Source organism: Flavobacterium shii, assembly GCF_025847235.1.
GTDB classification, from domain to species: Bacteria; Bacteroidota; Bacteroidia; order Flavobacteriales; family Flavobacteriaceae; genus Flavobacterium; species Flavobacterium shii.
This window is the reverse complement of sequence record NZ_JAOZEW010000026.1, coordinates 18,701-31,607: the sequence shown is the minus strand read 5'-3', so window position 1 is coordinate 31,607 and position 12,907 is coordinate 18,701. Positions and strand designations below refer to the sequence as shown.

Genomic DNA, 12,907 nt, shown 5'->3' with positions numbered 1-12,907 from the left:
CCCTTCCTATGTCAGGGTGACAAGATTGTGTTTGTGGCAAAAAAAATTAACCGCAAAGAACACAAAGGTTTACGCAAAGAGCGCAAAGCTTTTCCTCAATATTGTGGCTTATTTGTATTTTGAGTTTAAATACTATATATGTAGTTTTTACTCTCAACAAAACATTCGTGTTAATTCGAGTAATTCGTGGCTAAAAAATTAACCACAATCAAACCACAACCGAAACCCTCAAAATCTTATATTTGTAAGGTAAATATCAAAATGCAAAAACCACATATATTCTTGGAACAATCATTAAAACCAAAATCCAAAATGCGATTATTTTTTAGTTGTTTATTTTTAGTATCGTTTCTGAATGTTTTTTCTCAGGAAGAGAAAGCTCCTGCTACAGAAACTCCAAAAGTAAAGATTGATTCTCTGTACCGAGAAGATCAGTTTTATTTTGCTGTTACCTATAACGCATTAAATAAAGGTCCGGACGGATTATCTCAAAAAAAGTTTTCGGCGGGATTAAGTTTTGGTTTCTTGAGAGATATGCCTATCAATAAAAATAGAAACGTTGCAATTGCTGCAGGTTTAGGTTTTAGCTATAAAAATTACTTTCAGAATCTTGGTATAACAGGTACAAGTGATGCTCCTGTTTATAATGTTGTAAGCTATTCTGATGTTAGTACAAATAAATTCACTCAGTATTTAGTCGATTTACCAATAGAATTCAGATGGCGAACTTCAACATTCGAAAGCTATAAATTTTGGAGGATTTACGGTGGTATAAAATTTAGTTATGTCCTATTTGACCGATCAGTTTATAAAGATTCCGATCAAAAAGTTGTTATTAAAAACAATCAGGATTTCGAGAAACTTCAATACGGTGTGTATATTTCATCTGGTTTCAACACTTGGAATTTCTATGCTTATTATGGCTTAAAACCATTATTTAAATCATCGGCCAAAACACCTACAGAAACCATTGATATGAGAACGATGAATATTGGTATTATTTTTTATATCCTATAGCCAAAAAAACACAAATAGTAACTGCGGAATTACTCCTATCAGCAATCCTATAACAAGTTCTTTATTGGTATGTGCATTCATTTCCAGACGGGATGAAGCGACAAAACCATTGATTAAAATAAAAAAAGCGACCCAATATATCATATTTGGCACTTGAAGGTGTCGACTTAAACCAATAGCAAATATCGTTAACCCGCTAATGGCGATCATATGCAGACTTGCCTTTATTTTAAAAAATGACAAAACCAGTGCGATTATTGTACTAAACAATGCACCTAAAAAAAAGAAATGCAACTCTGGATAACGTACAATTACTACACTACGTTTCACTAATAAAATAATTAAAAAGCAATGAAGTACCAGCGGAATCTTTCGCTGTGAAGTTTCATGAATCATAACCGAATCTACATTTCCTGTGGAACGAAGCAGTAAAAAGAACAACATAGGAACCAAAACCGTGATAATCAATATCTGAAAAAGGATAAAGAATTTCTCCTGATTAACAAATGCATCACCTTTAAAAAAAAGATAAAACAAGCTGGCATACATCGAAATAAATAATGGATGAAATAAATAAGAAAATATAGGAAGATTTTTTTTCAACGGCTTGGTTTTATTGTCTCAAACAAATATAAAAAAATATATGACTTTCTATAAAATGCTCAAAATTTTAACAGCAACTAAAAATGGACCGCAGATGACACAGATTCGCCAAGGCGAAAACGCAGATAAAAACGGATTTTTTTATTTTTATTGTTTTCAAAATCTACCTATATCCGCGTTCCTCTTATAGACAATCTTTGCATTTTTAAGAAAATATTAAAAACTCTTTTCTACCTTTAATGTTTCAAATTATATCATGATTTCTAAATCATATTTATCATCAATTTGCGTTTTACATTTCAACACAAAACATTTCACTATATAATGCCAATAAATCTTAAAAATATAATTCAGATCCTTCATGCACAATGGCTTGGAGGGAATTCCGATATAAACATCGACCATATTTCTATCGATAGCCGTTCGTTACAAAATGGTCCGAAAAGTTTATTTTTTGCTTTAAGCGGACCTAATAATAATGCTCACGACTATATTCCGGAGTTAATCGAGAAAGGTGTTCAGAATTTTGTAGTAACTCAAATCCCCGAAAAATATAAACAAAGAGCCAATTATATAGTTGTCGAAAACGCATTAACGGCATTACAAACTGTTGCCGGCTATTATCGTAGTCATTTTAATTTTCCTATTATCGGATTAACCGGAAGTAACGGCAAAACGATTGTAAAAGAATGGCTTAACTTCTTACTAAGTCCCGACTATAATATCATTCGAAGCCCAAAAAGCTACAATTCTCAGGTTGGTGTTCCGCTTTCGGTTATTGCCATAAATGAAAAACACAATCTGGGTATTTTTGAAGCTGGAATTTCGACGGTTTCAGAAATGGATAAACTAGAAAAAATCATCAAACCTACTATCGGACTTCTTACCAATATTGGTTCGGCTCACGACGAAGGTTTTTTAAATCTTGTACAAAAGATAGACGAAAAGTTACTTTTATTTAAAGAAACTCCTGTAATTATTTATCAAAAAAATGATGTTGTTCATTCTTGTTTAACTCAATTTGCTGCTGAATATTTACTGGATTCCAGAGCGTTATTTTCTTGGAGTTTTACTGATAAAAAAACCGATGTTTTCATTTCTAAAAAAGAAACTCATAACGAAAACACACTGATTCGATATGAATACAAGGACGAAATAAACGAATTTACGATTCCGTTTCAGGATGATGCTTCGATAGAAAATGCGATTTCTTCACTGATGGTTTTATTGTATTTAAAATACGATTCGGCTACGATCCAAAACCGAATGCATTTATTGTATCCGGTAGAAATGCGCCTGGAAGTAAAAAATGGAATCAACAATTGTAGTATAATTGATGATAGTTATAGTTCGGATTTTCAATCCCTAAAAATTGCATTGGATTTTCTGGAAAGTCAACATAAATTCAAGAAGAAAACCGTGATTTTATCCGATATTCTTCAGAGTGGATTTTCTAATGAAGAACTATACTCGAAAGTAGCACAACTTATCGAGACCAATAAAATAAGTCGTGTTATTGGTATTGGCTCGACCATTACAGAATATAAAGATAAATTTTTCAATTGCATTACATTTCCAAACACAGCCGAATTCATTGCACATTATGAATCGCTTGATTTTGAAAATGAAACCATTCTTATAAAAGGAGCGCGTTCCTTCCATTTTGAAGAAATTGTGACGTTACTCGAAGAAAAAACCCATGAAACAATTCTGGAAATTAACCTCAACGCTATTGGTCATAATCTTAATTTCTTTAAATCCAAAATAAACCCAACCACCAAAATGATGGTGATGGTTAAGGCATATAGTTATGGTAATGGCGGACTGGAAATCGCCAAATTATTAGAACATCATAAGGTAGATTACCTTGGTGTGGCTTTTGCCGATGAAGGAATCTCACTTAAAAACGGCGGTATAAAACTCCCTATTATGGTGCTTAATCCCGAATCGACTAGTTTCTCTGCTATTATTCAGCATCAACTGGAACCCGAAATTTACAGCTTGAAAGGCTTGAACGCTTTTTTAAAAATTGCAAAAGAGAAAAATTTACATCATTTCCCGATTCATATAAAACTAGATACAGGAATGCACCGATTGGGTTTTGAAGCCAATACCCTCGATGAGTTAATTGCAACTTTAAAAGGAAATACAACCGTTGAGGTAAAAAGTGTATTATCACATTTGGCGACAAGTGATGAAGAGAAGCATTTTGATTTTGTTCTTTCTCAAATCGCCTTATTCGAAAAACTGTCTTCAAAATTATTGGCAGCATTAGATATTAACCCGATTCGTCATATCCTTAATACATCTGGAATTAGCAATTTCCCACAGGCACAATATAATATGGTACGTTTGGGAATTGGTTTATATGGAGTTTCGAATGATCCTGCAGAGCAAAAATATCTGGAAAACGTAAGCACATTAAAATCGATTATTTCGCAAGTAAGAACTATTCCTGCCGGCGACAGTGTAGGTTATGGGCGTCGTTTTATGGCCGAAAAAGAAACCCGAATTGCGACAATCCCAATTGGTTATGCCGACGGAATAGCCAGACTTTGGGGCAACGGAGTAGGTTTTGTAACTATAAAAGGTCAAAAAGCACGAATTGTTGGAAACGTTTGCATGGATATGCTTATGGTCGATGTAAGTGCTATTGACTGTAAAGAAGGTGACGATGTAATCATCTTTGGCGAAAGCCCGACTGTAGTCGAAATGGCACAAGAATTACGCACGATTCCGTATGAAATCCTAACAAGTATTTCGCAACGTGTGAAGCGCGTATTCTTCCGCCAGTAATATTTTATGCCAATTTATGTTAAAATGTGCGAAATATTACTTATTTTCGAGGTAAGAAAAATTTTAAACTAAAACTATATTAATTATGGGAATGTTATCTGAATTTAAGGAATTTGCAGTAAAAGGCAACGTGGTAGATTTAGCTGTCGCAGTCATAATTGGAGCTGCTTTTGGTAAAATTGTAAGCTCGTTTATCGAAGATGTTATTACACCATTGATATTAAAGCCGGCATTGGATGCTGCGCATTTATCTTCAATCGAACAGTTAACCGCTTTTGGAGGTGTAAAATATGGTTTATTCATTTCGGCAGTAATTAACTTTATAATTGTTGCATTTGTACTATTCTTGATAATCAAAGGTATAAATCATGTTAAGAAAAAAGATGTTCCTGCACCAGCTGGACCTACGCAAGAAGAATTATTGACACAAATTAGAGATTTATTAAAAAAATAATCCGCTACACTATTGTCTAACTAAACCGTTCAAAATCTGAACGGTTTTTCTTTTTTGTTACAAATATAACTTTTTGTTATTTTTTGTGAACGCGCTTGTTTTAATCTCCATTATACCTATTTTTGCATTTTAAATAATAAATATTCATAATAAAAAATATAAAAATGAGAATAGCGATTGTAGGCGCTACCGGTATGGTTGGCGAAGTAATGCTAAAAGTGTTGGCAGAAAGAAATTTCCCTATTACAGAATTAATTTTGGTTGCATCTGAGAAATCAGTTGGAAAACAAATCGAATATAAAGGAACAAATTATACGGTTGTTGGATTGCAAACCGCAGTAGACCTGAAAGCTGATATTGCAATATTTTCGGCTGGTGGAGAAACTTCATTGGAGTGGGCACCAAAATTTGCAGCAGCAGGAACAACTGTTATCGATAACTCATCGGCATGGAGAATGGATCCTACAAAGAAATTAGTTGTTCCAGAAATTAATGCTTCTACATTAACCAAAGAAGACAAAATTATAGCAAACCCAAACTGTTCGACTATCCAGATGGTTCTAACATTGGCTCCATTGCACAAAAAATATAACATTAAGAGAATTGTTGTTTCTACTTACCAATCTATCACAGGAACTGGTGTAAAAGCAGTAAAACAATTAGAGAATGAATACGCTGGAATAAAAGACGAAATGGTTTATAAATATCCTATTCACAGAAACGCTATACCTCATTGTGATAGCTTTGAAGAAAATGGATATACCAAAGAAGAAATGAAACTGGTTCGTGAAACACAAAAAATCCTTGGCGACAACACTATCGCTGTAACAGCAACTGCGGTTCGTGTTCCTGTTGTTGGTGGTCATAGTGAAGCCGTAAACGTAGAGTTTACAAATGATTTTGATGTAAATGAAGTACGCGAAATTTTACATCATACCGATGGCGTTACCGTTCAGGATAACATCGACACATTCACCTACCCAATGCCTCTTTATGCCGAAGGTAAAAATGATGTTTTTGTAGGTCGTATTCGTCGTGACGAAAGCCAACCAAACACTTTAAACATGTGGATTGTTGCTGATAACTTAAGAAAAGGTGCCGCAACAAATACAATCCAGATTGCTGAATATCTTATTGCTGCAAAACTGGTATAAAACCCATAATTATATTTCAACAAAAGCCGTAATTACAAATTGTGATTGCGGCTTTTTCACATAAAAACTTTATTCTCAACAATAAAAAAGCCATATCTTAGCTATTAAAAATACAAAACGCATGAACTTCGATAATTATAAAGTAATTCCGAATTACAACACTAACAAAACCGACTTGTTCCTTGCTGAATATGAAGACATTGAAGCTTGTGAGCAAACACTAAACATTAGTTTTGATGATGATTATAAAGAATATGTTTTAACCTACGGAAGCGGAATTCTTGGCGGAACATATGTAAGGATATATCTTCCTGAAACAATAATAGTAACCATCGATGAGTGGAAAAACCGACTTACCGAATATTGGTTTTGGGATGAAGGAAAGGATGTTTTGACAAAAGAAGAAGTTTTATCCCGAGGCTTTGGGACTGTAAGAATTGGAGATACATTTGATGGAGATGAAATTATTCTTTATAAAAACGAATATTACGTTTTGCCAAGAAATAGCGGAAAGATATACAAAGCAGGAAAAAATCTAGAAGAAACCATAACTTGGTTGTGTTCCTCGGGAATTTTAACCGATGCATTTTCCGAAAGAGAATTCGAACCTTTTGACCCTAGTGAATGGGGAGACAAATTATAATATAATAATACCATAGCATTTAAATAAAATGACTCAAGAACAAGACAATTATGTCAAAATACTTTTTAGATTTTTCAGCAATGTCCTTAACGAACCAGCTGTAGAAACATTATGGGCAACCATTGTAGATGCCGAAAAAGGATTATACAAACTAGATAACATTCCGTTTTACGCACCCGTTTCTTTCGAAGATGTTGTGTTTGCAGAATTTGATGAGAAAGAACAAAAATTAACGTACCGAGAAACAATTGAACACTCGGGAAATTCTACAATTCAAGTTATTGTATTGGACAAAAACATCCTAGCCAACGATTTACGTGAAATATTCAACACACTCGGTTGTGAGTCTGAAAAATTTAATGATGACTATTTTGTGGTACAGATTCCTGCTACCGTAAAATATGAACCAATAAGAGAAAAACTAATTGAGTTAGAAGATAACAAGATTATAAGTTATGCCGAACCCGATTTGTCAGATAATCATTGGTATTAAAAATCGACAAATGAAAAACATAGAAGAATTAATAAATAAAGAAGATCCAGGTTGGGAGATTGTAACCGAGTGGATTAATGATGCCAAAAACAAAATAGAAATCCTAGCAGTTGATGATGCAAAGGCAAAAGAGGCATTATATAAAACTCAGGTTTCTACACGTTCCCCAATGGGTGCTATTATTTTCAGTACAGGAGGAATATTAGTTGATAATGGCTGGATTAGAATCCTTGGCTCAGGAAATGAAAAACTAAATCGTTCGTTACCCGATTGGAATATCGGGAAATTTACGGAGGAGTTTGGCGAAAATCCGAGATTATTATTAATTGCTGATGATGCTATTGGAGGATTTTTTATTTTGAATGGAGGAGATTTAGGAAGTGATTTGGGAAATATATATTATTTCGCTCCAGACAATCTAGAATATGAGCCACTAGAAATAACATACAGCGAGTTTTTATTGTTTTGTTTTAATAATGATTTGGATGAATTTTATAGAAATCAAAGATGGGAAAACTGGAAAGCTGAAGTTTCTAAATTAGATGGAAATAAGGTTTTTAATTTTCAACCCTTTCTTTGGAGTAAAGAAGGCAAAGACATAAACAAAAATAGCCGTAGAGAAATCCCAGTTGAAGAACAATTCAGTTTTAATATTGAAATGAAAAAGCAATTGACAGAATAAAATTTATATTCAATCGGGTTTATTAATAATTATTCTTTCTAAAATGAGAAAAACATTTACACTTTTTGCTATTTTATTATTCGTTGTATGCAACTCACAGAATACAAAAACCAATAGAGATTCTTTTAAATTGGAACTAATCGCAGATGCTAAAAATAATTATACTATGCAAGTTCCCAATTCGCCCTATTTTGTTAAAGAAAAAGTTCTTCAAATATACCCTTCCGAAAAATTATATATCGAAACAATAATAAAGGACAATTCTATTTATTCGATGACAGTAGTTAATAAGAACCTAAATCCAAAAAGAACAATCGAAATTGATTTTTCCCAAAACGCAACAGACAGGACAAATAAACAAATGTTATTAAAGGTTACAAATCCATTTAATAAGAAACTTAATTACGATGCATCAATGTATATTATAGGACATGATAAATGGATATCAACAAGTATAATCCCCATACTGCCTAATTTGGTTAATTATGAAACTTGGCCAGATGTAATCATTACATTAGCATTAGAAAATTGGCGTTTTGAGTAGCTTATAATTCACTTAATGTATCGCAAATAAGCATTGTGATCTTCAAACATTTCTTAGGAATACAGAAAATTTTCACATTATCTTTTATTTAAAAAAGAAATTAAATCTAAACTATGGGAATACTTGACAGATTATTTGGAAAATCAGAACCTAAAAACCCTGAGGATGAATATCATATAACAACAACCGAAGAATCCATAAAAGTGGAACATCCCAGAAGAAAAACAGAGGAGATTTTATGGAAAGATATTGAGGCAATAAAATTGATAAATACTGATGAAGGTCCTTTTGCTCCTGATGTCTGGCTAGCATTAATTGGCAAGAATTCTGGTTGTTTAATTCCTCAAGGATCAAAAGGATTCGAAAGAGTTTATGATATCGTGTCAAAATATGAAAATTTTAATTTTGAAAACTTCATTTATTCAATGTCAAGCACAGATAATGAAGAATTCTTGCTTTGGAGAAAAGAGGAATAAATATTAATTTAGTAAAAAAAAATTTATCACCAATCCATGGAATCTATTAGAATCGAAAAAGTAACAATTGCAGATATTGAAAAGCTGCAAAATATCGGGAGACAAACTTTCTTAGAAACTTTTTCATTACCTAATACTGAGGAAAACATGAACAGTTATCTGTCTAGTAGTTTTGCCTTTGATAAACTTAAAAATGAAATCGAAAATCCAGATTCTAAATTCTTCTTTGCAGTATTGAATGATGAAGTTATTGGGTATTTAAAGATGAACTCAGGAAAAGCACAAACTGAACTGGGAGACAATAATGCCTTAGAAATAGAACGTATTTATGTTTCGAGAGAATTCTTAGGAAAAAAGGTCGGACAACTTTTGTATGACAAAGCACTACAAATAGCCAAAGAAAGAAAAGTAGGTTATGTATGGCTTGGCGTTTGGGAAGAAAACCATAGAGCATTGGCTTTTTATAAAAAAAATGGCTTTGTCGAATTTGACAAACACATTTTTAAATTAGGAAATGATCCGCAAACAGATATAATGATGAAATTGATTATTGATTTTTCTGCCACAGATTAAAAGGATTGAAAGGATTAAAAAACTTTGTGAACCTTGCGTAAATCTTTGTGACCTTTGCGGTTAATTTCCCCACCACAGATAAAACAAAAACACAAAATGAGTTTAGAACTTGATAATTTCTACCTAAAACAAGAAGAACCTAATAAAGGTTGTTTGCTTGCATTACGACAAATTATTCTTTCGCAAGATTCTGAAATCACCCATACTTTAAAATATGACATGCCTTTTTTCTGTTATAAAGGAAAGATGTTTTGCTATTTGTGGGTTCATAAAACAAATAACAAACCTTATCTCGGAATCGTCGAGGGAAAACACTTTGATAATCCTGAATTAATAGCCGGAAAACGCTCGCGGATGAAAACAATGTTACTTGACCCAAACGAAGATTTACCAATAGACACCCTAAAGTCAATTTTAAAGAAAGCAGTTGACCTTTACAAAAGTGGAGAAATCAAAAATAAATTAGATTGAAATGATACATATTGATGATTATATAAACGATTTTTCTTTACTATTCTCAAACCTGACCAACTTACAACCTTGGAATATTACCGATAATCTTAAGGAAATTATAAAAAAAACAATTCTAACACTCGACGACAATTACACCATAAAAGACAACGTTGCTATTCATAAAACCGCAACAATCGAAAATGGTGTTACTATAAAATCGCCAGCAATTATTGGTGAGAATTGTTATGTTGGTGCACATGCTTATTTTAGAGAAGGTGTTTATCTTGGGAATTCCGTAAAAATAGGTCCCGGTTGTGAAATTAAAAATAGCATTATATGCTCTTTAACAGCTGTTGCGCATTTTAATTATATCGGGAATAGTATCATTGGTAGCAATATCAATTTTGAAGCAGGTTCTATCGCTGCCAATCATTATAACGAAAGAGCGATAAAGAAGATTTCGGTTTTGTATAATGATGAAATTATCGAAACAGGAAGTGAAAAATTTGGCTCATTGGTTGGAGATAATTCCAAGATTGGGGCAAACGCCGTATTATCGCCCGGAACGATATTAAAGAAAAACACAATTGTAAAAAGACTCGAATTAATTGAACAAGTAAAAGGATAATTATGCCATTTGTTAGAATAAGTTTACCAAAAAAATTATCGCAAGAAACCAAAGAGAACATTTCAATCTCGATACATGAATCATTAATTCAGGAATTCAATATTCCGCAAGATGATTATTTTCATGTAATCGAAGAACTAGAAACCTCTCAGATTAAATTTCCGAAGAGTTATCTTGGCATTACCCATTCAGAAAACATTATTTATGTTCAAATAACCGCTGGACAAGGAAGAACAAAAGAGCAAAAAACAAAATTATATGCTCCGATTGCAACTAGAATTTCGAGTACAACCGAGATTTTAAAAAGTGATATTATTATAATTTTACTGGAAAATAATGGTGGTGAAAACTGGTCGTTTGGAAATGGTGAAATTCAGGAACCAAAGCATTTAAAGCAATTAAGTAACAATCAATAAAATGGACAATTACCTAAGACAATTAATTTCAATCGAATTTGAAGACAGAAAAGAAATATTCACTGGTTTTCTTATTGATTATACCGACGATTGGATTTTAATCAAAAACAATCCCGTTGACTTTATAATTGATGGTTATGTAATTTTGAAAAACAAAAATATACAGTCTATTACTCGAGATAGCGATAATGTATTTACAGAAAGTGTAATTAGATTGAAAGGCTTAAAAACCAACTCAGATGAAATAATTCCGCTACGAGATTTATCTTCTATACTTACCTTTATAACAAATAAATATGAGATTTTCCAGATTGCAAAAAAATCTGAAAAATCCGTTTATCTAGGTAAATTAATAAAACTGGATGATGAAGAACTGGTTATCGATTTTCTTGAAACAAGAGGCAAATTTGGTGGTGAACTAAGTATAAACCCAAATAAAATAAGAGTGATAGAATTTGATACTGATTATATCAATTCATTAAAGCTTCTTGTTAATGAAAGAAAAAAGTAATTGATACTGAATTAAGAGTAAATAAAACATTGGCATATTTAGGATTAGACCTAACAGGTTTTTGAAACCTGTTAGGTCTGCATTGAAAACAAAAAACATCATTTTAATCATCTAAAAAACGAATCATGGCAATTATAAGACCCATTTTTAGAATTTTTGATTATAAAAAAGCTGTCGAATTTTATGTTGATTGGCTTGGTTTTGAAATTCTTGACGAACATACTTTTGAAGAAAATTCGCCATTATATATTCGCATTTCTCTCGACGGAATCGAAATTCATTTAAGTGAGCATCATGGAGATTGTTCGCCTGGAGCAAAAATAATTATTAAAGATTTTGTTGGTTTAAAAGACTATCATCAAAAACTGATTCAGAAAAACTATAAATACAACAAACCCGGAATTGAAAAAGCTTTCTGGAACGAAAAAATCTACTGTGTAGAAGTTATTGACCCTTTTGGCAACAAAATAATATTTACTGGAGAGTAATTTCACCACATAGAAACATAGTTTATTGATGTATTCTGAAGTCGTTTCTCTCTCTTACATTAAAACACAATAGAGTAACTATGAGAAAAAGCATAGCTTTCTTATTTATCTCTTTTTAGAAAATTCATTCTATCTTTCTATGTGTTAAATAAAAAACACAAAACTAACTTACAATGAAATTAAACTTATATCAAATAGACGCATTCACAGATAAAATCTTCGGAGGAAATCCTGCTTGCGTTGTTCCATTAGAAAATTGGTTGCCTGACGAAATCCTTTTAAAAATTGCAAAAGAAAATGCCGTTCCTGAAACTGCTTTTTATGTTGTTAACGATAAAAGAGTTCACTTACGCTGGTTTACACCCGAAATTGAAATGGATTTATGCGGTCATGCAACTTTGGCAACGGCTCACACTTTAAAATCGATTCTTAATTATCCCGAAAACACAATCCTATTTGATACTTTAAGCGGTGAATTAATCGTAACTATTGATAAAGACATGTATACTTTGAATTTTCCGTCTAGGAAACCTGTTCCTAGTGAACTTCCGGAGATTATCAGAGATTCATTAAACATTCAGCCTAAAGCGGTTTTAAAATCGAGAGATTACGTTTTAATCTACGAAACCGAACAAGAAATTAGAGACATCGTAATCGACAGACAAACTTTTGATAAATTAAACCTTGATCCAGGCGGAGTTATAGTAACTGCAAAAGGAACTCATTGCGATTTTGTTTCGCGATTTTTTACCTCACAAGCCTCTATTCTCGAAGATCCTGTTACAGGTTCTGCCCATTGTTCGTTAATACCCTATTGGAGCGAACAACTTGGTAAAAAAGAAATGCATGCAAAACAACTATCGGAACGAGAAGGCACCTTGTATTGTGTTGATAACGGCGAAAGAGTTTTAATAAGCGGAAAAGCAAAAACATATTCTACAGGAACATGCTGGATAGAATAAAACATTTAAACAAT

General features: G+C 32.5%; 17 protein-coding genes. 16 read left to right on the top strand and 1 reads right to left on the bottom strand.

From position 1 onward, the window contains the following. Nucleotides 1–261: 261 nt before the first annotated feature. Nucleotides 262–1,017: a porin family protein gene (locus OIU83_RS20295; RefSeq protein WP_264208092.1), complete on the top strand. Its 756-nt coding sequence runs from the start codon at nucleotides 262–264 to the stop codon at nucleotides 1,015–1,017. On the opposite strand, the gene OIU83_RS20290 is transcribed toward OIU83_RS20295, so the two are convergent. Next, nucleotides 1,012–1,620, bottom strand: coding sequence for a hypothetical protein (locus OIU83_RS20290; protein WP_264208091.1), 609 nt, complete (start codon nucleotides 1,618–1,620; stop codon nucleotides 1,012–1,014). The two genes, OIU83_RS20295 and OIU83_RS20290, sit on opposite strands and share 6 nt — an antisense overlap. A 324-nt stretch (nucleotides 1,621–1,944) precedes the next feature. Here OIU83_RS20290 and OIU83_RS20285 point away from each other — a divergent pair, with 324 nt between their 5' ends. The 15 genes from OIU83_RS20285 (at nucleotide 1,945) to OIU83_RS20215 (ending at nucleotide 12,893) form a co-directional block, all read left to right on the top strand. Then, nucleotides 1,945–4,416: a bifunctional UDP-N-acetylmuramoyl-tripeptide:D-alanyl-D-alanine ligase/alanine racemase gene (locus OIU83_RS20285; RefSeq protein ID WP_264208090.1), complete on the top strand. Its 2,472-nt coding sequence runs from the start codon at nucleotides 1,945–1,947 to the stop codon at nucleotides 4,414–4,416. Nucleotides 4,417–4,501: 85 nt separating this feature from the next. Continuing rightward, nucleotides 4,502–4,870 (top strand): large conductance mechanosensitive channel protein MscL, encoded by a 369-nt coding sequence (mscL, locus tag OIU83_RS20280; protein WP_264208089.1) that lies wholly within the window; start codon nucleotides 4,502–4,504, stop codon nucleotides 4,868–4,870. 164 nt (nucleotides 4,871–5,034) lie between these two features. Next, nucleotides 5,035–6,024 carry an aspartate-semialdehyde dehydrogenase gene (locus tag OIU83_RS20275; RefSeq protein ID WP_264208088.1) on the top strand — a complete coding sequence of 330 codons (990 nt, stop codon included), beginning with the start codon at nucleotides 5,035–5,037 and terminating at the stop codon, nucleotides 6,022–6,024. Between the two features lie 121 nt (nucleotides 6,025–6,145). Continuing rightward, complete coding sequence (locus OIU83_RS20270; protein WP_264208087.1) at nucleotides 6,146–6,667, top strand: SMI1/KNR4 family protein; 522 nt, start codon at nucleotides 6,146–6,148, stop codon at nucleotides 6,665–6,667. Nucleotides 6,668–6,695: 28 nt separating this feature from the next. Continuing rightward, nucleotides 6,696–7,160 (top strand): DUF4265 domain-containing protein, encoded by a 465-nt coding sequence (locus OIU83_RS20265; protein WP_264208086.1) that lies wholly within the window; start codon nucleotides 6,696–6,698, stop codon nucleotides 7,158–7,160. A gap of 10 nt (nucleotides 7,161–7,170) precedes the next feature. Continuing rightward, nucleotides 7,171–7,842, top strand: coding sequence for a DUF2625 domain-containing protein (locus OIU83_RS20260; protein ID WP_264208085.1), 672 nt, complete (start codon nucleotides 7,171–7,173; stop codon nucleotides 7,840–7,842). Between the two features lie 43 nt (nucleotides 7,843–7,885). Further along, entirely contained in the window at nucleotides 7,886–8,386 is a 501-nt protein-coding gene (locus OIU83_RS20255; protein WP_264208084.1) for a hypothetical protein, read from the top strand. Between the two features lie 113 nt (nucleotides 8,387–8,499). After that, nucleotides 8,500–8,862 (top strand): hypothetical protein, encoded by a 363-nt coding sequence (locus tag OIU83_RS20250; protein ID WP_264208083.1) that lies wholly within the window; start codon nucleotides 8,500–8,502, stop codon nucleotides 8,860–8,862. A 36-nt stretch (nucleotides 8,863–8,898) separates the two neighbouring features. After that, the gene (locus OIU83_RS20245) at nucleotides 8,899–9,435 is read left to right on the top strand and encodes a GNAT family N-acetyltransferase (RefSeq protein ID WP_264208082.1); all 537 of its coding nucleotides are present in this window, start codon (nucleotides 8,899–8,901) and stop codon (nucleotides 9,433–9,435) included. 96 nt (nucleotides 9,436–9,531) lie between these two features. Next, complete coding sequence (locus tag OIU83_RS20240) at nucleotides 9,532–9,906, top strand: DUF1801 domain-containing protein (protein ID WP_264208081.1); 375 nt, start codon at nucleotides 9,532–9,534, stop codon at nucleotides 9,904–9,906. Between the two features lies 1 nt (nucleotide 9,907). Beyond that, nucleotides 9,908–10,516, top strand: a complete 609-nt coding sequence (locus OIU83_RS20235) for a DapH/DapD/GlmU-related protein (RefSeq protein WP_264208080.1) — start codon at nucleotides 9,908–9,910, stop codon at nucleotides 10,514–10,516. Between the two features lie 2 nt (nucleotides 10,517–10,518). Beyond that, complete coding sequence (locus OIU83_RS20230) at nucleotides 10,519–10,932, top strand: tautomerase family protein (RefSeq protein ID WP_264208079.1); 414 nt, start codon at nucleotides 10,519–10,521, stop codon at nucleotides 10,930–10,932. A gap of 1 nt (nucleotide 10,933) precedes the next feature. Then, nucleotides 10,934–11,443 carry a hypothetical protein gene (locus OIU83_RS20225; protein ID WP_264208078.1) on the top strand — a complete coding sequence of 170 codons (510 nt, stop codon included), beginning with the start codon at nucleotides 10,934–10,936 and terminating at the stop codon, nucleotides 11,441–11,443. Between the two features lie 125 nt (nucleotides 11,444–11,568). Further along, complete coding sequence (locus tag OIU83_RS20220) at nucleotides 11,569–11,931, top strand: glyoxalase superfamily protein (protein WP_264208077.1); 363 nt, start codon at nucleotides 11,569–11,571, stop codon at nucleotides 11,929–11,931. A gap of 173 nt (nucleotides 11,932–12,104) precedes the next feature. Further along, complete coding sequence (locus tag OIU83_RS20215; RefSeq protein ID WP_264208076.1) at nucleotides 12,105–12,893, top strand: PhzF family phenazine biosynthesis protein; 789 nt, start codon at nucleotides 12,105–12,107, stop codon at nucleotides 12,891–12,893. Nucleotides 12,894–12,907: the final 14 nt, after the last annotated feature.

Excerpts from the sequence above, each read along its gene's own strand:
- OIU83_RS20235 (WP_264208080.1), top strand. The coding sequence starts at position 9,908 with ATGATACATATTGATGATTATATAAACGATTTTTCTTTACTATTCTCA.
- OIU83_RS20265 (WP_264208086.1), top strand. The coding sequence starts at position 6,696 with ATGACTCAAGAACAAGACAATTATGTCAAAATACTTTTTAGATTTTTC.
- OIU83_RS20260 (WP_264208085.1), top strand. The coding sequence starts at position 7,171 with ATGAAAAACATAGAAGAATTAATAAATAAAGAAGATCCAGGTTGGGAG.
- OIU83_RS20240 (WP_264208081.1), top strand. The coding sequence starts at position 9,532 with ATGAGTTTAGAACTTGATAATTTCTACCTAAAACAAGAAGAACCTAAT.
- OIU83_RS20275 (WP_264208088.1), top strand. The coding sequence starts at position 5,035 with ATGAGAATAGCGATTGTAGGCGCTACCGGTATGGTTGGCGAAGTAATG.
- OIU83_RS20220 (WP_264208077.1), top strand. The coding sequence starts at position 11,569 with ATGGCAATTATAAGACCCATTTTTAGAATTTTTGATTATAAAAAAGCT.
- mscL (WP_264208089.1), top strand. The coding sequence starts at position 4,502 with ATGGGAATGTTATCTGAATTTAAGGAATTTGCAGTAAAAGGCAACGTG.
- OIU83_RS20225 (WP_264208078.1), top strand. The coding sequence starts at position 10,934 with ATGGACAATTACCTAAGACAATTAATTTCAATCGAATTTGAAGACAGA.
- OIU83_RS20255 (WP_264208084.1), top strand. The coding sequence starts at position 7,886 with ATGAGAAAAACATTTACACTTTTTGCTATTTTATTATTCGTTGTATGC.
- OIU83_RS20270 (WP_264208087.1), top strand. The coding sequence starts at position 6,146 with ATGAACTTCGATAATTATAAAGTAATTCCGAATTACAACACTAACAAA.
- OIU83_RS20295 (WP_264208092.1), top strand. The coding sequence starts at position 262 with ATGCAAAAACCACATATATTCTTGGAACAATCATTAAAACCAAAATCC.
- OIU83_RS20230 (WP_264208079.1), top strand. The coding sequence starts at position 10,519 with ATGCCATTTGTTAGAATAAGTTTACCAAAAAAATTATCGCAAGAAACC.
- OIU83_RS20245 (WP_264208082.1), top strand. The coding sequence starts at position 8,899 with ATGGAATCTATTAGAATCGAAAAAGTAACAATTGCAGATATTGAAAAG.
- OIU83_RS20215 (WP_264208076.1), top strand. The coding sequence starts at position 12,105 with ATGAAATTAAACTTATATCAAATAGACGCATTCACAGATAAAATCTTC.
- OIU83_RS20250 (WP_264208083.1), top strand. The coding sequence starts at position 8,500 with ATGGGAATACTTGACAGATTATTTGGAAAATCAGAACCTAAAAACCCT.
- OIU83_RS20285 (WP_264208090.1), top strand. The coding sequence starts at position 1,945 with ATGCCAATAAATCTTAAAAATATAATTCAGATCCTTCATGCACAATGG.